This window comes from Nostoc sp. DedQUE07 (genome assembly GCF_034530975.2).
Lineage (GTDB): Bacteria > Cyanobacteriota > Cyanobacteriia > Cyanobacteriales > Nostocaceae > Nostoc.
In genome coordinates this window covers 168,339-188,170 of sequence record NZ_JAVRCC020000008.1, presented here as the reverse complement: position 1 = coordinate 188,170, position 19,832 = coordinate 168,339, and the positions used below count along the sequence as shown (strand labels likewise).

General features: G+C 43.5%; 16 protein-coding genes and 1 tRNA gene. 5 read left to right on the top strand and 12 right to left on the bottom strand.

The window, feature by feature from the left end; translation table 11 throughout:
• Positions 1-229: 229 nt before the first annotated feature.
• The gene (locus tag RMZ95_RS09560) at positions 230-823 is read right to left on the bottom strand and encodes a MarC family protein (RefSeq protein WP_322670252.1); all 594 of its coding nucleotides are present in this window, start codon (positions 821-823) and stop codon (positions 230-232) included.
• Positions 824-1,033: 210 nt separating this feature from the next.
• On the opposite strand from RMZ95_RS09560, the gene RMZ95_RS09555 reads away from it, so the two are divergent.
• Positions 1,034-1,846: a carbon-nitrogen hydrolase family protein gene (locus tag RMZ95_RS09555; protein ID WP_322670251.1), complete on the top strand. Its 813-nt coding sequence runs from the start codon at positions 1,034-1,036 to the stop codon at positions 1,844-1,846.
• Positions 1,847-2,028: 182 nt separating this feature from the next.
• On the opposite strand, the gene fba is transcribed toward RMZ95_RS09555, so the two are convergent.
• The 4 genes from fba to pdhA form a co-directional block, all read right to left on the bottom strand.
• Positions 2,029-3,108, bottom strand: a complete 1,080-nt coding sequence (gene fba / locus RMZ95_RS09550; RefSeq protein ID WP_229485451.1) for a class II fructose-bisphosphate aldolase — start codon at positions 3,106-3,108, stop codon at positions 2,029-2,031.
• Between the two features lie 326 nt (positions 3,109-3,434).
• Positions 3,435-3,506: transfer RNA gene (locus tag RMZ95_RS09545), tRNA-Lys, on the bottom strand.
• Positions 3,507-3,567: 61 nt separating this feature from the next.
• Entirely contained in the window at positions 3,568-4,437 is an 870-nt protein-coding gene (locus RMZ95_RS09540; RefSeq protein ID WP_322686451.1) for an aldose epimerase, read from the bottom strand.
• Between the two features lie 102 nt (positions 4,438-4,539).
• Positions 4,540-5,574 (bottom strand): pyruvate dehydrogenase (acetyl-transferring) E1 component subunit alpha, encoded by a 1,035-nt coding sequence (pdhA, locus tag RMZ95_RS09535; RefSeq protein WP_069072716.1) that lies wholly within the window; start codon positions 5,572-5,574, stop codon positions 4,540-4,542.
• A gap of 764 nt (positions 5,575-6,338) precedes the next feature.
• Between pdhA and RMZ95_RS09530 the strand changes: the two genes are divergently transcribed.
• Complete coding sequence (locus RMZ95_RS09530) at positions 6,339-8,630, top strand: IMS domain-containing protein (RefSeq protein ID WP_322686452.1); 2,292 nt, start codon at positions 6,339-6,341, stop codon at positions 8,628-8,630.
• Between the two features lie 10 nt (positions 8,631-8,640).
• On the opposite strand, the gene dhaL is transcribed toward RMZ95_RS09530, so the two are convergent.
• From dhaL to RMZ95_RS09510, 4 genes are all read right to left on the bottom strand, one after another.
• On the bottom strand, positions 8,641-9,270 hold the full coding sequence (dhaL, locus tag RMZ95_RS09525) for a dihydroxyacetone kinase subunit DhaL (RefSeq protein WP_322686453.1): 630 nt from the start codon (positions 9,268-9,270) through the stop codon (positions 8,641-8,643).
• 13 nt (positions 9,271-9,283) lie between these two features.
• Positions 9,284-10,357 carry a dihydroxyacetone kinase subunit DhaK gene (gene dhaK / locus RMZ95_RS09520; RefSeq protein WP_322686454.1) on the bottom strand — a complete coding sequence of 358 codons (1,074 nt, stop codon included), beginning with the start codon at positions 10,355-10,357 and terminating at the stop codon, positions 9,284-9,286.
• Between the two features lie 193 nt (positions 10,358-10,550).
• A complete protein-coding gene (locus RMZ95_RS09515) occupies positions 10,551-11,426 on the bottom strand; it encodes an MBL fold metallo-hydrolase (RefSeq protein WP_322686455.1) in 876 nt (291 codons plus the stop codon).
• Positions 11,427-11,656: 230 nt separating this feature from the next.
• Positions 11,657-12,415: a 3'-5' exonuclease gene (locus tag RMZ95_RS09510; RefSeq protein WP_322686456.1), complete on the bottom strand. Its 759-nt coding sequence runs from the start codon at positions 12,413-12,415 to the stop codon at positions 11,657-11,659.
• A gap of 222 nt (positions 12,416-12,637) precedes the next feature.
• On the opposite strand from RMZ95_RS09510, the gene RMZ95_RS09505 reads away from it, so the two are divergent.
• A complete protein-coding gene (locus RMZ95_RS09505) occupies positions 12,638-13,726 on the top strand; it encodes a pentapeptide repeat-containing protein (RefSeq protein ID WP_322686457.1) in 1,089 nt (362 codons plus the stop codon).
• 159 nt (positions 13,727-13,885) lie between these two features.
• On the opposite strand, the gene RMZ95_RS09500 is transcribed toward RMZ95_RS09505, so the two are convergent.
• From RMZ95_RS09500 to RMZ95_RS09490, 3 genes are all read right to left on the bottom strand, one after another.
• Positions 13,886-14,014, bottom strand: a complete 129-nt coding sequence (locus RMZ95_RS09500; protein ID WP_409882289.1) for a hypothetical protein — start codon at positions 14,012-14,014, stop codon at positions 13,886-13,888.
• A gap of 164 nt (positions 14,015-14,178) precedes the next feature.
• Complete coding sequence (locus tag RMZ95_RS09495) at positions 14,179-15,132, bottom strand: heme o synthase (protein WP_322686459.1); 954 nt, start codon at positions 15,130-15,132, stop codon at positions 14,179-14,181.
• Positions 15,133-15,432: 300 nt separating this feature from the next.
• Positions 15,433-16,368, bottom strand: a complete 936-nt coding sequence (locus tag RMZ95_RS09490) for a heme A synthase (RefSeq protein WP_322686460.1) — start codon at positions 16,366-16,368, stop codon at positions 15,433-15,435.
• A gap of 404 nt (positions 16,369-16,772) precedes the next feature.
• Between RMZ95_RS09490 and RMZ95_RS09485 the strand changes: the two genes are divergently transcribed.
• Together RMZ95_RS09485 and ctaD are read left to right on the top strand one after the other, a co-directional pair.
• A complete protein-coding gene (locus RMZ95_RS09485) occupies positions 16,773-17,861 on the top strand; it encodes a cytochrome c oxidase subunit II (protein ID WP_322686461.1) in 1,089 nt (362 codons plus the stop codon).
• 144 nt (positions 17,862-18,005) lie between these two features.
• The gene (gene ctaD / locus RMZ95_RS09480) at positions 18,006-19,742 is read left to right on the top strand and encodes a cytochrome c oxidase subunit I (protein ID WP_322686462.1); all 1,737 of its coding nucleotides are present in this window, start codon (positions 18,006-18,008) and stop codon (positions 19,740-19,742) included.
• The last annotated feature ends 90 nt before the right edge of the window (positions 19,743-19,832 follow it).

Here is a 19,832-nt window from a genome sequence, read left to right as displayed (position 1 = left end):
AACAAGTTTGAGAGCCGCGAATTTCTCGTTTCTCAAACTTGTTTACATTTGTATACAGTTTCAGAATATTTTAACGCGAGTTCGACAAGCCCTTTTTTGACCTCTCCCCCAACCCTCTTGGACACGGAGAGGGAAGTTAAAACCCTAATTTCTCGTTGCTCCTCCCTTTCTCCGTAGAGGGAGGTTGTCCGGGAGAGGTTCATCGAACTCACGTTATTTTAGGAGTTTTCTACCTCAAAAACAACTCCCTAATTCCCGTACTACCAATTTCCACCGCTAACGCCGCTAATAGAAAACCTAAAAGCTGAGTCACAATCACTCCACCTTCTGCACCAATCCACTGGTCAATCAGATTTGCTAAACGCAAAATCAACCAAGTGCTAAACATTGCCCCTAAGATACCCACCGCCACAGCAATATGCGGACTCTGTGATTTCGACATCAGCAACATCACCGTTGTTAAAGTCCCCGGCCCCGCTAACAGTGGTAAAGCTAGTGGAGTAATTGCGACATCGCGTCCTTCTTCAATAATTGGACTATCTAATTCTCCCCGCAGCATTTGCAAAGCAATTAACAGCAATAATATTCCTCCTGCTATTCGCAAAGAGCCGATACTGATTTCCAAGTAATTTAAAATTATTTGCCCTGCAAAGGCAAATAGCAAAAGAACAGCGATCGCAATGATAATTGCTTTATCTATAACTTTGTTTCTTTGGTCTGGCATCATGCCTTTAGTCAAAACTAAAACAATCGGTATATTGCCCACAGCATCCGCCAAGACAAACACAGCGATAAATGTTTGAATGAGAATAGAAATATCCACAGTAGACAGTTTTTATCAAGGTTTGATCGCAATCTAATCTTTATCTTGCTCAGTTTGCTAGAACCCAGAGGAAGATTAAGATCGGCAATAAAACCAGTGTGTTAAAGAAAATCTTGGCTGACGCATTTCTAATTAAGTTCCACAAATCTTGAAGTAGCGATATATTTTGATAATCTCTTTTCCATAAATCAACTATTCGTTGTTGAATCTATGAAGTCTTATTTAGCCGCCGCTATTCAATTGACCAGTGTGCCCGATTTACAGAAAAATTTGGCACAGGCAGAAGAATTAATAGAGCTTGCCGTGCGTCAAGGTGCTGAATTGGTGGGTTTGCCAGAAAACTTTTCCTATATGGGAGAAGAAAAAGATAAACTCGCACAAGGTGATGCGATCGCTCTTGAAAGTGAAAAATTTCTCAAAAAAATGGCTCAACGCTTTCAAATTACCATCTTGGGCGGCAGCTTTCCACTTCCGGTAGACAATACAGGCAAAGTTTATAACACTACTCTACTCATCGACCCTAGCGGTCAAGAGCTTGCGCGCTACTACAAAGTACACCTATTTGATGTTGATGTCCCCGACGGCAACACCTATCGCGAATCCAGCACGGTTGTGGCTGGTACGCAACTACCACCCGTCCATTTTTCAGAAAAACTCGGTAATTTAGGGCTTTCCATTTGTTATGATGTCCGATTCCCAGAACTGTATCGTCATCTGGCAGATAAGGGAGCCGATATTATCTTTATTCCCGCCGCCTTTACCGCCTTTACAGGTAAAGACCACTGGCAAGTACTACTACAAGCCAGAGCCATCGAAAATACCGCCTACGTCATTGCTCCCGCCCAAACGGGGAATAACTACGCCCGTCGTCTAACCCACGGTCACGCGGTCATTATCGACCCTTGGGGTGTAATTTTAGCCGATGCTGGAGAAAAACCGGGAATTGCGATCGCAGAAATCAAGCCCACTAGGCTAGAACAAGTCCGCCGTCAAATGCCTTCCTTACAACATCGGGTATTCTAAGGATTGGGGAAAAGGCAGGGGAAGCAGGGGAAGAAGAACCATTGATTATCGACCAATGCCCAATGCCCAATCCTTATGAATAAAACAAAAAACCGGGTAAACACCCGGTTTCTGACAACATTAAAATCCTCAGTTTTTTAGCAGCATAGAAAAACTATGCCCATATTTATTTGCTGTCAAAATTAAACTTTAGCAGCTGATTTGGTAACAACGTTAAGTTCACCTTTAGCATACTTAGCAGCAAAATCTTCCAAAGAAATTTGCTTAATCTTGCTTGCATTGCCAGCTGTGCCAAATTGCTGATAGCGTTCAGCACAAACCTTTTGCATGTATGTAATGGAAGGCTTGAGGAAGTGACGGGGATCAAACTCCTCTGGCTTTTTAGCCAAAGCTTCACGTACAGCAGCAGTAATAGCCAAACGGTTGTCGGTGTCGATGTTTACTTTACGTACACCACTCTTGATGCCTTTTTGGATTTCTTCTACAGGTACACCGTAGGTTTCAGGAATTGCACCACCATATTGGTTAATCAGTGCAAGCAAATCTTCAGGCACAGAAGAAGAACCGTGCATTACCAAGTGGGTGTTAGGCAAACGGCGGTGAATTTCTTCAATACGGCTGATAGCCAAAATTTCGCCAGTCGGCTTGCGAGTAAACTTGTAAGCACCGTGGCTTGTGCCAATGGCAACAGCCAAAGCATCTACTTGGGTTGCTTCTACGAAGTCAACAGCTTCATCGGGATCGGTTAGTAGTTGAGAGTGGTCGAGTGTACCTTCAAAACCGTGACCATCTTCAGCTTCACCAGCACCAGTTTCTAGAGAACCCAAACAACCGAGTTCACCTTCAACACTGACACCCAAAGCATGAGCTACGTTTACAACTTCGCGGGTGACACTGACGTTGTATTCAAAGCTAGCGGGAGTTTTAGCATCAGCTTCTAAAGAACCATCCATCATCACGCTGGTGAAGTTGTTCTTAATTGCTGAGTAGCAGGTAGCAGGCGCATTACCATGATCTTGGTGCATGACAATGGGAATGTGAGGATAGGTTTCTACCGCTGCCAAAATCAGGTGGCGTAGAAAGTTTTCTCCTGCATAATTACGAGCGCCGCGAGAAGCTTGTAAAATTACGGGGCTATCTGTCTCGACAGCAGCTTTCAGGATCGCCTGAATCTGCTCCAAATTGTTAACGTTGAAAGCTGGGATGCCGTAACCGTTTTCAGCTGCGTGATCCAACAGCAGCCGCAGTGGTACAAGCGCCATAGATAGTCCTCCTAATGTGGTTGTCAGCTAGTCGGTCTGAGAGAAGCGCAATTATTACGCTAAATCTTAAGAGTTTTTTCAACTTACTTATAGGAAATTATAACTAGTGTGGTGTATCTATGTTGAAAAAGTTTACGCCATAGTTATTAGAAATATGTTCTATACTTGTTCTCTACTGCTGTACTATGCCCTATAGTTGCTCTGTACTGCTGTACATTTAGCTACCCTATAATTAGTAGCTATGGTAGCCCATTATCCCAAATGCTTGTTTGTGCAATTACAAAGAGGAGCGATCGCTTCTTTACATCATTTAATAAACTTTTATATGGGTCGCCCGGGATTCGAACCCGGAACTAATCGGTTAAAAGCCGAGTACTCTACCGTTGAGTTAGCGACCCTTTCGCTGCATTTCGCAACTTTGCCATCATAGCATACACATCTGTAGATTTGTAAAGGGGTTTAGAAAAAATTGGCAGTAAACCTTACAGATGCTGTGTGGCTAGCTCCTGGTGCTAACACAGTCAGGTTATCGCCAGTATTGAGAGAGTTACGGGTGGCACTCCAAGGTTCTAAACAGTAGAATTCTTTGCCTTTGACTGTCCAAAATACTAGGTAGGTAGAGAAATTATCATAATCCAAAGTGAGTTTTAACTTCCGGCTGCGGTCTATTGCAGTGGCCGATTGACTTGTTAGCTGTCCAAAGGCAAAATCAATTTCATCACGGCTAAAGTCAAAATTGCCGTCAAAAGAGTGAATTTCTTTAGTTTGATTATCTTGATACTGCTTAGAAGGAATTTCCACCTCTAACTGAGTTTTATCACCACACAGAAAGTAGGGATGGAAACCAGCCGAAAAGGGCATTGGTCTAGATGACAAGTTTTTATATTGTTGGCGGACTTCAAGGGTATTACCTTGAAGTTCGTAGGTGAAAGCCAGCTGAAAATCAAAAGGATACACAGCGTTAGTTTGCTCGTTGCTATCAAGAACGACAGTGAGACTAGCTTTATCTCCAGTTTCTTGTTCTGTTACTTTCCACGGCAATTCACGAGCGAAACCGTGTTGCTTGAGAGTATATTTTTGACCGTTGTAAATGTAAGTATTATCTGGTAAATTACCACAAATAGGAAACAAAATTGGATTCCCACCTCTGACACTCAACTCAGGATGAGTAAAGCGTTCAGTATCTAGGTAGAAAACTTCTTGCCCTTGAATGCGCCAACGGGTGATGATACCGCCGCGTTCTGGTACGACTTCCAACTGAGAACCAGCGCCTTCGTCAGAAAGAATATAAGTCTTGTACTGTTGCTGTTGAACTGCAATGCTAAACACAAATTTTATTCCTGGGTATATGGATAGTTAGAAGTTAGGAGTTGTGAGTTAGGAGTTAAAAATTCATAACTCCTAACTTTTAACTCCTAACTCCTAAATTTGTTATTCGTCTTCTGCAAACACGAAACGATATAACTCGCTGGGGTCTGGTTCAGGGCTGCTTTCGGCGAATTTAACGGCTTCGTCGATAACATCTTGAATTTTACGGTCAATGGCTTTGATTTCTCCCTCATCTGCGAGATTTTGCTCAACCAAATAAGCTGCCAACTTCTTAATTGGGTCGCGGGCGAACCAAAATTCTTTCTCCGCTTTGCTCCGCATTTCATCTGGGTCTGCCAAGGAGTGACCCCGGAAGCGGTAAGTAAGCGCCTCAATTAATGTTGGGCCTTCACCTGCACGGGCACGGGCTACAGCTTCTTGAGCCACGGCTCGAACTGCTAGTACATCCATGCCATCTACTTCCACGCCCACCATGTTAAACACGCTGGCTTTTTTATAAATCTCTGGCTGGGAAGTGGCTCGTTCGTGAGACATCCCAATGGCCCACTTATTATTTTCGACTACAAACAGAATTGGCAGTTTCCATAAGGCTGCCATATTTAGCGTCTCGAAAAACTGACCGTTGTTAGCTGCACCGTCGCCAAAAAAGCAAGCTGTCACTTGGTCAGCATTTTTATCTCCCAACACTTCGCGGCGGTATTTGCTTTGAAAAGCTGCTCCAGCTGCTACAGGAATTCCCTCAGCCACAAAAGCATAGCCACCCAACAAGCGATGTTCCGCAGAAAACATGTGCATGGAACCACCGCGCCCTTTGCTGCAACCTGTGGCTTTGCCAAATAATTCTGCCATTACCTCTCTTGCTGGTACTCCCGCACTCAGAGCATGAACGTGGTCGCGGTAAGTACTGCAAACGTAATCTTCACCCGGTCGCATCGACTGCACAACACCGCTGCAAACGGCTTCTTGACCGTTGTACAAATGGACAAAACCAAACATTTTGCCTCTGTAGTACATTTCAGCGCACTTGTCTTCAAACAAGCGCCCTAATACCATGTCCTCATACAACCGTAACCCTTCTTCTTTTGTAATATGCGTAGTAGCAGGATTAAAAGTGGGTAAAGTACGCTCTTGAACCATTATTTTTGAGTATCCCTGTTGTACAACTTAAAGTTACGGTCTTAAATAAGTTGGTCTGATAACACCTCGGCTTTTAACAGGCTAGCGTTTGTAAGACTCAACAATCAAACTTTATTTATGCACCAAAAAAGGGTCTTAGGGAATAGCTGAATTTTTAATTTTTGATTTTTAACTTTTCAGCTCATGCCCCGTGAGGATTTGACTCTAAGGGCAATATCTGCCACTTTAGGTTGTCTCTCTCTATTCCCCTTCACAGACTAGCAATCAAGATAGACTGCTTTCTGCATATCCATTAACAATTTTAAAAAAAGCAGGCAAAAATCTATAATACCCAAATAGGTAATTGTAATGAAGGGTAAATTATGATATGATTTTTGTCTCCTGTTATCAGGGTAAAACCCTCAATAGTGGTATTTTTGTTACTGCCTAGTAGGAAAGTACCAAAAAAATCAATCATCAATAGATTCTTCCAGCCACAACAATTATGCCGTGATTAAAAGCGGTAGTTGTGGTTTGTGGTATCGAAGGCTGATAATAGTTGTGTTAAACAAAAATACTAAGAATTAAAACAAACAATTGAGGCTTTCTAGGCGAAAGCAAAAAATTAGTACTAAAATGTGACTCAAAATTTCGGGAAGGTACAAAACAAGTTGTTGCAATATACACTTGTAGAGTAAATTCTATACGGCATTTTTATGGCACGGTTTTACGGCCTGGAACGCTCTAGGTAAATTATGTTGATCGCGGTGCAGGGGAAGTAGGCTGTGCGAATTCCGCTAGATTACTACCGAATTTTAGGACTACCGTTAGCGGCAAGTGATGAACAATTGCGACAGGCATACAGCGATCGCATTGTACAATTGCCGCGACGTGAGTATTCTCAGGCAGCAATTTCTTCTCGTAAACAACTCATAGAAGAAGCTTACGTGGTTTTATCAGATCCAAAACAACGCAGTACCTACGATCATCTGTATCTTGCCCACGCCTACGATCCTGATAACCTTGCTGCTGCCGCAGTAGCACTGGAAAATTCTCCAGAAAGCACCAAAAGGGGTAGCAATACCCAGAGTCTGGGTATCGAAATTACTCAAGACGAATTAGTGGGCGCTTTATTAATTTTGCAAGAGTTAGGGGAATACGAACTTGTACTAAAACTAGGTCGTCCGTACCTGGTAAATAAAAATGGTGCTACAAGTCCAAGAAAGGGTAATAATTTAGCAGACGAAGAAATACACGAAAGTGCTGAACACCCAGATGTTGTTCTGACTGTTGCCCTTGCTTGTCTAGAATTAGGTCGCGAACAGTGGCAACAAGGTCACTATGAAAATGCCGCTATATCCCTAGAAACTGGTCAAGAACTGTTAGTACGTGAAGGGTTGTTCGCCAGCGTCCAGGCGGAAATTCAGGCGGATCTTTATAAATTGCGACCATATCGAATTTTGGAGTTGTTGGCACTACCTCAAGAAAAGACTGCCGAACGAAGCCAAGGTTTGGAATTATTACAAAATCTTTTAGAAGATCGTGGCGGAATTGATGGCACGAATAATGATGATTCTGGTTTAAACATAGATGACTTTCTGCGGTTTATTCAGCAGTTACGCAACCACTTAACAGTCGCCGAACAGCACAAGTTATTTGAAGCCCAAAGCAAACGTCCTTCTGCTGTTGCCACTTACTTAGCTGTTTATGCCTTAATAGCGCGGGGATTTGCTCAACGGCAACCTGCTTTAATTCGTCAAGCAAGGCAAATGCTCATGCGTCTGGGCAAGCGCCAAGATGTACATTTAGAACAGTCGTTATGTGCTTTACTTTTGGGACAAACTGAAGAAGCAACTCGGGTTTTAGAACTTAGTCAGGAGTACGAAGCTTTAGCTTTTATTAGAGAAAAATCTCAAGACTCTCCCGATTTGTTACCAGGGCTGTGTCTATATGCAGAACAATGGTTACAACACGAAGTATTTCCCCATTTTCGAGATTTAGCAAACCAGCAAGCGTTTCTAAAAGATTACTTTGCTAACCAACAGGTACAAGCTTATTTAGAAGCACTGCCAACTGATGCAGAAACAACTAATGAGTGGGCTGTAATTAACCCCCAAAATTTTCCCCAGCCACAGACAAATAATTTGCCTTTCCCTAAAAATTCAACTAGGACTCCAAAGCAATTTAACCACAACAGAACACCTGACCTAGATTTGCCAGACACACCAGAATATTCAAACTTCTCACCACCGATGTGGAATTCATCTGGAAACGTAAAATCAGAGGTTCCTGCTGCTGAACGAACGAGCAGAGGTACAAAGGAGCATTTGAACGGTTCAGTTAAAAGTGCTACACCTGCTCATAACCAAAAGCGTCGGCGGAGAAAACCTGCTCCATCTCCTATCCGAGAGCGTTTACCGGACAATCGCCCCCATTCTCGTCGTCCTCGGCGGCGGCGAACTTTTGCTAACACCATTGAAGGAAAAACACGGCTGGTATGGAGAGTGTTTATTTCTTTAGTGAGTATTTTAGTTTTCTGGGTGTTAGCCACAACAACTTTTGGATGGTTAAAAAATGTGTTTTTTCCTACACGATCTGTACCTGTTTCACAGTTGTTTGTACAAATAAATCAACCACCAATATCTATTCCCGATCCAAATAGTCCACCACAAGGACTAGATGGCTCTTTAACAGATGCAGCAGCAGAGGAAATTATTCGCACTTGGCTATCTACTAAAGCCGAAGCTTTAGGGCCGAATCATGAGATTGATAACTTAGAGCAGATTTTAACTGGTTCAGCTTTGTCTCAATGGCGGGTAATTGCTCAACAGGCTAGGTCAGACAACCGCTACCGCAAGTACGAGCATAGTGTAAAGGTGGAATCTGTAGAGAAAATTGATTTATTTGCAGATCGTGCCACAGTGGTAGCTACGGTGAAGGAAGCGACGCAGTTATATGAAAATGGTCAGTTTAAAAACTCTTCTAACGAGAATTTGCGGGTTCGGTATGATTTGATTCGACAACGAGGTAAATGGCGTATTCAGAGTGCATCTGTTGTGAATCAGATAATTAGATAAGTTGTAATGTTTAGGTTTCCAATACCCCTAACAAAGTTTTCAACATCAAATAAGCAGAAGTCCCTCCTGGATCTTGATGTCCGATACTTCGTTCGCCCAGGTAGCTAGCCCGTCCCTTTTTCGCCTGCATCGGTATGGTTTCTTGTAACCCTTTTTGGGCTGCCACTACAGCCTGTTGCATAGCTTCCAGCGTTCCCTTACTTTCTTCTACAGCTTGCCCAAAAGCGGCTACAGCCGGAGACAGCACATCCACCATTGTTTTGTCTCCTAGTTGCGCTTTACCACGTTGCAGCACCCCATCTAAGCCTGCTTGCAGTATTCCTAAAACATCTTGTTCTGTTAATTCTTGCTTACCAACTACTGCTGTACTGGCTCTTAAAAACCAAGTGCCATAAAGAGGGCCACTAGCACCGCCAATAGAAGAAATTAAGGTCATACTCACGGCTTTGAGAATGCTGCTGATATCCTTGTCTGTAAGAGTTGGTAACTGAGCGCTTACTTTTTTGAAGCCGCGATCCATATTGATCCCGTGGTCAGCATCTCCGATCGCAGCATCTAATTCTGTCAAATAGGCTTTATTCTGCTCTATCTCCGTTGCATAAGCCTGCAACCATTGCAATATCTGCGCTTGAGTCAACATAATTCGTAATTAGTTAAATTCCCCAACGCCAACTTGGCGTTTTTACTGGTGCATCCCATAGCCCGATCATTTCATCATCTAATTTCAGCAGGGTAATGGAGCAACCTTGCATTTCTAGAGATGTAATGTAAGGGCCTATCAAGTTTCGCACAATTTGCAATCCTTGCAGTTCGCAGATTTGGGCGAGTTTGCGGTAAACAATATACAGTTCGGAAATTGGGGTTCCACCCATACTATTGACGAAAGCTAATAAGCGATCGCCTTTGGCAAATGGTAGACTTGTTAGCTCTACATCTACCCATTCTTCTTTATCTTCGTCCCATTCGCGGAGCGTGCGGGTGTATGCTGCATCCTCAATGAGCGATCGCGTTAAAATTTCGGTAATCTCATCTACTGATTTGATGGCTGTACGTTCTGTTCCTGGCTCACCGTGAATACCGATACCTAATTCAATTTCGCGATCGCTCAATTCAAATGTCGGCGTTCCATTAGCGGGGACTATACAAGATGTTAGAGCAATTCCCATACTCCGCCCATTCAAATTTACTCGGCGACACAAATTTGCTATTTGTGGCAAATCATACCCTGCCTCAGCCGCCGCACCACAAATTTTTTCTGCCAGGATTGTTGTTCCTACACCTCGCCGTCCTTGGGTATAGAGACTATCTTTCACTGCTACATCGTCATCAATCAAAATATTTAGCGATCGAATGCCCTCACTACGGGCTAACTCCGTTGCCATTTCAAAGTTCATCACATCGCCACTGTAATTTTTGACGATATAAATAATACCAGAGCCTCCATCTACAAGCTTTGCTGCTTCTAGCATTTGGTCTGGAGTTGGTGAAGTGAAAACCTCACCAGGACAAGCTGCATCAAGCATTCCTTTGCCCACGAAGCCAGCGTGCATTGGTTCATGTCCACTGCCACCACCTGAAATAATTGCTACTTTACCCGGAATAGGTGCATTGGCTCGATAGACAAAAGCGGGATCGTAGTTCAGTTTAATTAAATCAGAATGAGCCGCCGCCATACCTTCTAGACTTTCGCGCACAAAGTCTTCTGGCTTGTTGATCAGCTTTTTCATAATCCGTGTTTGGTTAAAAGAGTGCTAAAACTCAGGTTATAGCGATCGCTGGTTTGTATGCAATAGAGGCTGACCTCTCTCTAAATCTCTCTCCTAAAAGGAGAGAGACTTTGAAATTTCCCCCTTCCCGCGACGAGTTGGGGGTTAGGGGGTTAGGTTTTTCTACATGAGGTAAAAAGTCAGTTCTTTAACGTCAATTCACAGATTCCATCCACTCAATACACTTGTGCATCTGCTGGCGTATGGTTTCCTTATCAGCATGAAACCTTCGTCCATGACCTGGTAGCACCCACTCAAAAGAGTAATTAGCCAAGTTACGCATTGATTTAATCTGTTCTGACCAAGAATACCAGCAGAAATCGCGGAATGCAGCCAGTTGGTGCAAGCTTTCTGACCAAGCGAGATGATCGCCTGTGAACAGAAACTTATTTTTGTAGAGTAGTACGGTTTGTCCTTTGGTGTGACCCGGAACTGGGATAATTAATAAATCTGGTGTCAAGGTAAATGGTTCAAAACCAGTTAGCTGTATTTCTACATTGCGAGTATCCGCAGTAATATCATCAGCATGGAGGATGCGATCGCACTGAAAATGCTCGGCAAATTTTTGATGATCTGCCACATCATCCTTATGAGTTAAATACATATAGCGAATTGGCCCCAATTCTTCTAAACGCTTGACTAAAGGCGGCGTAAACCGGGGAGAATCCACCAAAATATTACCTTCTGGAAGTTGAATTAAATAGCTAGCAGCACCGTAAGATTTTTCAGAATGGTAGCCGCAGTGGTAAACATTTTCCGATATTAGTAGCGGAAACTTTTCTTGAGCAACTTTGATATCTTTTGGTTTCTCAACTGTGCCAATAGAACTAGTAGGACAAGCCAAAAGAGCTTCAAGCGCTGCTAATCTTTCCGCCTCATTCGTTGGTTGATGATAAACAGCCGATTGATCGTCAACATCATAAAATACTTCAGGAGCCATCCAGCGACAGGTATCACAATCAATACAGGTACTATCTACATAAAAATCGCCGTTGACATTTTGGGGACGACGCTGATTTAAATGAGCCATATTAATCCTTTTGCTTCCACGCGCTTACTGGGGAGCGATAAATTCTATATCACTACGCTAGCAAAAGTAACTTGAGACTGTAGACTCCTGAAAGTTAGATATAGGCTATCTTAAAAAAGACAGCCTATCTGGACTTAAAGTTAAAAATTAATTGCACCTCTAGCCAACGGCTAGGATAATATAGGCGCAATCACTTTATTTCAGGAAATAAATGAACTTCGTCTAGATTACTAACAAAATTCAATCGGGTTTACCATAAAAGGAAGTTCTTTGGTATCATCCACAGCCATTTTCCTCACCCAACTCTTAAGTTCAGGAATCCATTTAAAACCTGCCTTTTTTGCAAGTTCCCTATTGTCATAGCTTACAAGAGCTTTAAACCAAGCTTTGGGTCTTAACGCCATTTGAAACATGGCGTTAAGGTTCTCCATCCGATCAAAAAGATATGCGATCAATTGACAGTCTGTTAATGCCCTATGATTTCCAAAAATACCAATATCATGCGCTGCTGCTAATTCAATAAGAGATTGGCCAGATCGAATTTGACGAGGCCATTCAAATTCAGTACAGGTACAAACCCAACGAAGTGGTTCATTTTTAGAGTTCAATAAAACAGGTAGCAGACTTTTCCCATTATTTGAAGAACCAAACCACTTCTGATCAAACTCAGCATTGTGTGCCACAATAACTTGCGCCTTCTTTGCCATCTCAGTTATCATCCACACACTTTCAGCCACTTGTTCTTCTGTTATTTCCATTAACGGTGCTGGCTTAATCCGGTTTATATGCTCTGCCGGATTATTCTGTGCTGGGAGAAGAGTTGAATATTGTTTTATAGTAGTTTGGTGCTTCACCGAATACAGAATAGCTCCTAGCTCTATAACCTGCCCTGTCTTAACGTCTAAGTCTGTGGTTTCTGTATCAAGGATTAGAACCTCATCGGGTATAGGAAACTGAGCATTGGATGAAACGAAAGAATTTTGGGTCATAATAGAAGTAGAAATAAATAATTGAAAACATGCCTACCAAGTTGAAAGCTTGAGGGCATTTTTTTTGGCAATTTTGTTGCCGAATATATACACGTTACTTTGCCCGTATTGCTTTGTCAACACTAGCGGGCATATTATTTTTAGCATGCTATACGATAGCGAAAATAGCATTCACTAGTGTAGGCTAATGCATACCTCGTAATTAAGTCTTAAAAAGTGTTTATGAGAAAGATTAGCTGTAAGTTAAAAGACTTTATGGAAAAACGGCATTTATCCCAGTACCAATTAGCTAAAAACACTGGTATTAGCGTCAATGCTATTGGGAGACTTTACAAAGAAGAGTTTGATCGAATTGACTGCAACACTGCCGAAGTTTTGTGTAATTACTTTGGCTGTGACTTGGGTGATTTGTTTATTATGCAAGCTGAAGGAATGAAAGAGGATGAGCTTATAAAGCGATATGATGCAGGAAAAAGGGATTTTTCTGGTGTAGACTTAGGCGGGGCTATTCTAAGTCAGGTAAACTTGACAGGAGCAAATCTAACAGGAGCAAACCTGACAGGAGCATACTTGTGTCAGTCAGACTTGAGCAAAACCAATTTAGATCAGACTGACCTAAGAAGAGCTGATCTTGAAGGAGTAAACTTAAAAAAAGCAACACTCAGAGAGGCAAAGCTCCTTTTTGCAAAACTAGTATCTGCGAATCTATTTTGTGCGGAACTGACTGAAGCAGACCTCAGCCAAGCTTCTCTCCAAAATGCAGAGCTTGGGTGGGCAAACCTAAGTAGGACTGTTTTAAAAGAAGCAAATTTAGATAATGCAGAAATGGTTAGAGTCAACTTGAGAGGAGCAAACTTGACAAATGCCAAAGTCAGAAAAGCGAATCTCAAGTTTGCAGACCTGCGTGAGACAAAACTGATTGATACCGATATCGCTGACGCCAACTTAGAAGCAGCTTGTTTAGTTAGGGCTGATCTGAGTAATGCTAACTTCAGTAAAGCCAGACTAGGAAAAGCTGATCTGAGTACTAGTAACCTGAGATGTATCAACTTGACTGATGCTGACTTGACTGATGCTGACTTGACTGATGCTGACTTGACTGATGCTGACTTGACTGGTGCTAACTTGACTGGTGCTAACTTGACTGGTGCTAACTTGACTGGTGCTAACTTGACTGGTGTCAGTTTACGGATTGCTGATCTAACTAATGCTAATTTGGACGGTGCTAGCTTGAAGGGAGCAATTATGCCTGATGGTAAATTGTATCAATCTTTGAACAGCGAGGAAGACAGATTCCTTGAAAACTTTTAGCTTTTAAGCTTAAATTGGGTTGCACTGCGAGAACGAGAACATTTATTTTTGATAGCTTTACAAGGATTAGGTAACTTCGTCATCAAGTAAAGGTAGAGTTTGATCCAAACGCAATCCTAGTACAATCCATCCTTCAAGAGTATCTTGCAAATCTTCCTGTCAAGCTTCTAGTGTTGCAGCGTTTGCCCAAACTACTTGACATTCTGGAATTTCGCTATAAAAAGTTCCATCCTCAAGTAACTTGTAGGTTGCTTTGTGCAATGCTGTACGAATGTAATTTGTCAACATTTAGATTTTTACAACTTCATTTAGCTTTTTGATCGATTTGCCTATGACTGAAATTTTACTTGTAATCGCAAATCCGCCAAACTCTAATTATTATGTATATTTTTTAATTTCTGAAAATGCGATCGCGCCCCTTTACCAAACGCGATCGCTAAATTTTCCATCCCCTATCCAATAAAATGCAGATGATTACTCACCGCACTAATTAAATTATGGGTAACGGGAAGACTATCAACTACCATCCCCAGACACAACAGCATCATGTAGGAGATGGAAAACAGAAACAACTCTTTAGCTACAGCGCGATCTTCTGGATTTTGCAACAAACGCCAAGATTTGTGGATAAATAATCCTCCCAGACTTAGGGCGATCGCAGCATAAAGAATTCCACTTGCGCCCAAAGGATATACCAATAACACGGTTGCAAATACTGTTACCAGCGTATAGTACCAAATCTGCTTCACGGTTGCCGTATCACCTTCAATCACAGGTAGCATTGGTATCCCAACTTTTGCGTAATCATCCCGAATCATCAGAGCTAAAGCCCAGAAATGGGGCGGTGTCCACAAAAAGACGATGGCAAAAATTAACCATGCTGACCAGCTTAATGTGCCTGTGACAGCAGCCCAACCCACTAACGCCGGAATTGCCCCAGCAGCTCCACCAATAACGATATTCTGGGTGCTGTGGCGTTTTAGCCAGTGGGTATAAACCAAAATATAAAAAACGATCCCAGAAAATGCTAGCAGGGCGGCTAACAGGTTGGCAAATACTGCTAGGAGTGTAAAGGAAATTGTCGCTAGTGCGATCGCAAAAATTAGAGCATCGCGCGGCTGTACCTTACCGGATGGCATCGGACGATGGCGCGTCCGCTCCATATCATAATCAATATCTCGGTCATAGACACAGTTAATCGTCTGGGCGCTTGCAGCAGCCAAGGTGCCACCAGTGAGAGTTACTAGCAACAGCAATGGGTCTACTTCACCCTTAGCAGCAATCCACATACTCCCAGCCGTAGTAATCAAAAGCAACGGAATAATCCGAGGCTTGGTTAGCTGGTAGTAACTTTGAATTACCTGTAAAAATGTTCCGTGGTGGCGAGAGACATTAGTCTCAATCATTTTGGCTCTGGTTCCTTATTTTTCAACAACTTATATGCAGCCCCCGCTCAAGCTGGCTCTTATTAAGCAAACGAAAACACAGATTTTCTGCACCTGCATAGGTCGCAATACTCGCCGTTGCGGCTTTCGTCGTTTAGTGGAGAGTGGGGAGCAGGGGGAGATGAGGGAGCAGGGGGAGATTAAGGAGAAGAACCAATGCTCAATGACGGCAGTTGCTCTACTTGGGGAGACCCCATCGCCCTTGGCGTCTCCCCTTGGGAGAAGACCGCACTGCCTCCCCAATGCCCAATGCCCCATTCCCTACTCAGCACTCAGTACTCGTGACTCAGCACTCACAGAGTCACGCAGTGCGAGAACTGTGAAAACCACCAAAGTACCCAGCAAAGTAGCTCCTATAGCTTGGTGAGAGACGGTGAGAGGCTCTACTTGGAGATGTAATTTGAAAGTGGCGAATCCCAACAAGATTTGTAAGGTTAGCAACGCACCAGCCAAATTTGCCAGTCGCCGTAAGGCTGGATGTAGTGCTGGTGTCCGCCAACAGATAAATACTATTGCCAAGGTTGCCAAGGAAGGCGGCACCAAACCAGCAATATGACTGTACATTACAGTACAAAGTTGAGAACCGCCGAGGCATTGGTGTAGCGCCCAGCGAGAGCCTACCAAAGCACCCAAGAGACTTTGCAGGTAAACCAGAACAGTGGCAGTTAAACCGACCCAAGGCAACTTACCAACGGTTCCATTCCCCTGATAGGGAGTAAGTGCCGTGCCGATAATCAGCAGGGTGCAAAAAAATAACAGCGCCGTTCCTAAATGAGCGGTAACGATATCAAACCGCAACAGTTCGGTAACGGTGAGTCCCCCCAAGATGCCTTGGAAGACGATTAGAAATAGGGCGAATGTAGATGCCCAAGGCAGCCAAGAGGGTAAGAAACGACGATGCCACCACGACAAACCGAAGAGTGCGATCGCGCTTACACCAATTAAAGCTGCATCCAATCTGTGAAACCACTCCAAAAACACTTGGAGATTCATTTGCTTGGCTGGCACCAGTTCGCCATAGCATAAGGGCCAGTCTGGGCAAGCAAGTCCAGCATTCATCACACGGGTGGCGCTGCCTATTGCCATCAAAATTAAGGTGGCTATGCATATTTTCCACACCAAGCGACGAATCATTTCCTTGGGTTTTTGCTGCTGAAGCGCCGCTTCATTTTGTTGTTGTAGGACAAATTCGCTCATGAAGGATACCTTCTGCCCGCTCTTGGTGAATCTCTTAAAATTTTCAATTTTCTTTTAGTGTCCCATCTCCACCCTAGCGTATAGGCTATGGGTTTATAGATTAGCACTCACTTATACTTTGAATCACTCCAGAAAGGTTTTGCCTGAAGCTTTAGGTATTTTTCAAGATGTGAGAAATTGATTCATGGGAATAAATTTAAACATCCTAAATTTTTCCTTAAACTTTTTCACTGATTTTCATCTATTTTTGGCGTTGTATGATAGTAAACTCATACTCAAAATTAGTGAAATAGCCAAAAAAATTAATAAAAATTTCAGACCTTTCTCCCCCATGTCTGACAGCCTAGACTACCTTAGTAAGTGAGCAGCTTTAAGATAACGTAGTAAATTCAATTAAGTAAGCCGTGAAGATTCCAAGTTCAATCTGGACATTACTCATTGGCATCGTGCTAACGCTCGCCAGCCTTTGGTACGGTCAAAATCACGGTCTGTTGCCAGCAGCAGCCACGGATGAAGCCGTCTTAGTGGATGGTCTGTTCAACGCGATGATGATCGTTTCAACAGGTATATTCCTGCTCGTCGAAGGTGTTTTAATTTACTCTGCATTTAAATATCGTCGGCGTGCAGGTGACAATGAAGACGGCCCACCAGTTGAAGGCAATGTACCTCTAGAAATTCTCTGGACGGCGATCCCAGCAATTATCGTTATCGGTATTTCTGTTTACAGCTTTGATGTCTACAACGAAATCGGTGGCTTTGATCCCCATGCTATCCATGAAGCGCCGATGAATCAGGAGTCGATGAAAATGCCAGGTCATGGGAGTGCCATCGCCGCAACTTTAAGCGATACTCCACCCAGCACTGAACCCAACCTCAATCAAGAAAAATCTGATGAGGCAATGGAAGACCCAGCTACCGCAGAAGTCCGCAATGCTGACCAAATTCCCCAACTGCGGAATGCCCCAGGTGTCGGTAGTGTTGCCCCGACGATTGGGGGAACTCCTGATAAAGCAGGTAAACCAGCAGAATTACAAGTCAACGTCACAGGTCTACAATATGCCTGGATTTTCACCTATCCTGAAACTGGTATAACTACAGGTGAAATGCACGTTCCTATTGGGCGAGAAGTGCAAATCAGTATGACAGCCAACGATGTCATCCACGCTTTCTGGGTTCCAGAATTCCGCTTGAAACAAGATGCGATCCCCGGTAGGCAAAGCGAGATTCGCTTCACCCCTCAAAAAGCAGGAGACTATACCCTGATCTGTGCAGAACTTTGTGGCCCCTACCACGGTGCAATGAGAGCGCCAGTAGTTGTTGAGCCACAAGAAGCCTTTGACAAATGGATGCAAGAACAGCTAGTTGCCAGCAAAGAAACACTAAATCAAGCCGTTGCTGTTAACCCTGCGAATCTATCCCCAAATGAATTTCTCGCTCCTTACACCAAGGATATGGGAATTAAGCCAGAAATCCTCCATCAAGTTCACAAATAGTCATTAGTCATTAGTCATTAGTCATTGGTCATTAGTCATTAGTCATTGGTCATTAGTACTCATACCAATGACAAAGGACAAATGACAAAGGACAAGTGACAAAGGACAAATGACAAAGGACAAGTGACAAAGGACAAATGACAAATGACCCAAGCTCAAGTGCAAGAAACTGCCAACGCCCCTGCTCTTGTTGAGGAGTCAGGGATCAGAAAATGGCAAGACTACTTTAGTTTCAACACCGACCATAAGGTGATTGGGATTCAATACCTAGTCACTACATTCATTTTTTACTGTATCGGTGGCGTGATGGCTGACTTGGTTCGTACAGAACTGCGAACTCCAGAAGTCGATTTCGTCACCCCTGAAGTCTACAACAGCTTATTTACGCTGCACGCCACGATCATGATTTTCTTGTGGATCGTGCCAGCTGGTGCGGGTTTTGCTAACTTCCTTATCCCTTTGATGATTGGGGCAAAGGATATGGCATTTCCGCGCTTGAATGCTGTTGCCTTTTGGATGATTCCGCCTGCGGGTTTATTGTTGATCGTCAGTTTAGTGGTAGGCGATGCACCGGATGCGGGTTGGACTTCCTACCCTCCCCTGAGCTTGGTAACAGGTCAAGTCGGTGAGGGAATTTGGATTATGAGCGTCCTCCTACTAGGTACGTCATCGATTTTAGGAGCAATCAATTTTCTCGTCACATTGCTCAGGATGCGTATCCCTGGTATGGGGGTTCATCAAATGCCCTTATTCTGCTGGGCGATGTTTGCTACCTCGGCGCTGACTTTGGTATCTACACCAGTGTTAGCAGCTGGTTTAATTTTGCTGGCTTTTGACTTATTCGCAGGAACGACATTTTTTAACCCAACTGGGGGTGGCGACCCAGTTGTGTACCAGCATATGTTCTGGTTTTACTCCCACCCAGCCGTTTACATCATGATTTTGCCCTTTTTTGGGGCAATTTCAGAAATTATTCCCGTGCATTCCCGCAAGCCGATTTTTGGCTATAAAGCGATCGCTTATTCGTCTCTCGCTATTAGCTTTCTGGGGCTAATTGTTTGGGCGCACCACATGTTTACCAGCGGTATCCCCGGTTGGTTGCGGATGTTCTTTATGATCACCACGATGATCATTGCCGTACCTACGGGAATTAAAATATTCAGTTGGTTAGCAACCATGTGGGGTGGGAAAATCCGGCTTAATACTGCCATGCTCTTCGCCATTGGCTTTGTTGGCACCTTTGTCATCGGCGGGATCAGTGGCGTGATGTTGGCAGCAGTGCCTTTTGATATTCACGTTCACGACACCTATTTTGTGGTAGCACACTTACACTACGTGCTCTTTGGTGGTAGCGTCTTAGGGATTTATGCAGGCATTTACCACTGGTTCCCGAAAATGACGGGACGAATGGTGAACGAATTTTGGGGTAAAGTTCACTTTGCCTTAACAATAGTTGGTCTAAATATGACCTTCTTACCAATGCACAAGCTGGGATTAATGGGCATGAACCGCCGTATTGCCCAGTATGACCCCAAATTTACCTTTCTCAACGAAATCTGCACTTACGGCGCTTACATACTAGCAGTTTCGACATTCCCCTTCATCATCAATGCGATTTGGAGTTGGTTATACGGTGAAAAAGCTGGTAATAATCCCTGGAGGGCACTTACCTTAGAATGGATGACTACATCACCACCTGCGATCGAAAATTTCGATCGAACCCCAGTACTAGCTACAGGCCCCTACGACTACGGTTTAGAAAAGGCTGACGAAGGTGTACCTTTGTCCGATCCCAATCCAGTCTTATCTGGCGGGCCGAACTCAGTATTAAGAGCAGAACCCGATCCAGCGGTTGCTGCTAATCCCGAAGACCGGAAATAGAGTTAGGAGTTATGAGTTATGAGTTATGAATGATGACTTTAATAAAGTTGTTAGTTCAAAATTTTTAACTCCTAATTTTTAACTCCTAAC

Excerpts from the sequence above, each read along its gene's own strand:
- RMZ95_RS09555 (WP_322670251.1), top strand. The coding sequence starts at position 1,034 with ATGAAGTCTTATTTAGCCGCCGCTATTCAATTGACCAGTGTGCCCGAT.
- RMZ95_RS09505 (WP_322686457.1), top strand. The coding sequence starts at position 12,638 with ATGAGAAAGATTAGCTGTAAGTTAAAAGACTTTATGGAAAAACGGCAT.
- dhaK (WP_322686454.1), bottom strand. The coding sequence starts at position 10,357 with ATGAAAAAGCTGATCAACAAGCCAGAAGACTTTGTGCGCGAAAGTCTA.
- dhaL (WP_322686453.1), bottom strand. The coding sequence starts at position 9,270 with ATGTTGACTCAAGCGCAGATATTGCAATGGTTGCAGGCTTATGCAACG.
- RMZ95_RS09490 (WP_322686460.1), bottom strand. The coding sequence starts at position 16,368 with ATGAGCGAATTTGTCCTACAACAACAAAATGAAGCGGCGCTTCAGCAG.
- RMZ95_RS09500 (WP_409882289.1), bottom strand. The coding sequence starts at position 14,014 with ATGTTGACAAATTACATTCGTACAGCATTGCACAAAGCAACCTACAAG.
- fba (WP_229485451.1), bottom strand. The coding sequence starts at position 3,108 with ATGGCGCTTGTACCACTGCGGCTGCTGTTGGATCACGCAGCTGAAAAC.
- RMZ95_RS09495 (WP_322686459.1), bottom strand. The coding sequence starts at position 15,132 with ATGATTGAGACTAATGTCTCTCGCCACCACGGAACATTTTTACAGGTA.
- RMZ95_RS09515 (WP_322686455.1), bottom strand. The coding sequence starts at position 11,426 with ATGGCTCATTTAAATCAGCGTCGTCCCCAAAATGTCAACGGCGATTTT.
- pdhA (WP_069072716.1), bottom strand. The coding sequence starts at position 5,574 with ATGGTTCAAGAGCGTACTTTACCCACTTTTAATCCTGCTACTACGCAT.
- RMZ95_RS09510 (WP_322686456.1), bottom strand. The coding sequence starts at position 12,415 with ATGACCCAAAATTCTTTCGTTTCATCCAATGCTCAGTTTCCTATACCC.
- ctaD (WP_322686462.1), top strand. The coding sequence starts at position 18,006 with ATGACCCAAGCTCAAGTGCAAGAAACTGCCAACGCCCCTGCTCTTGTT.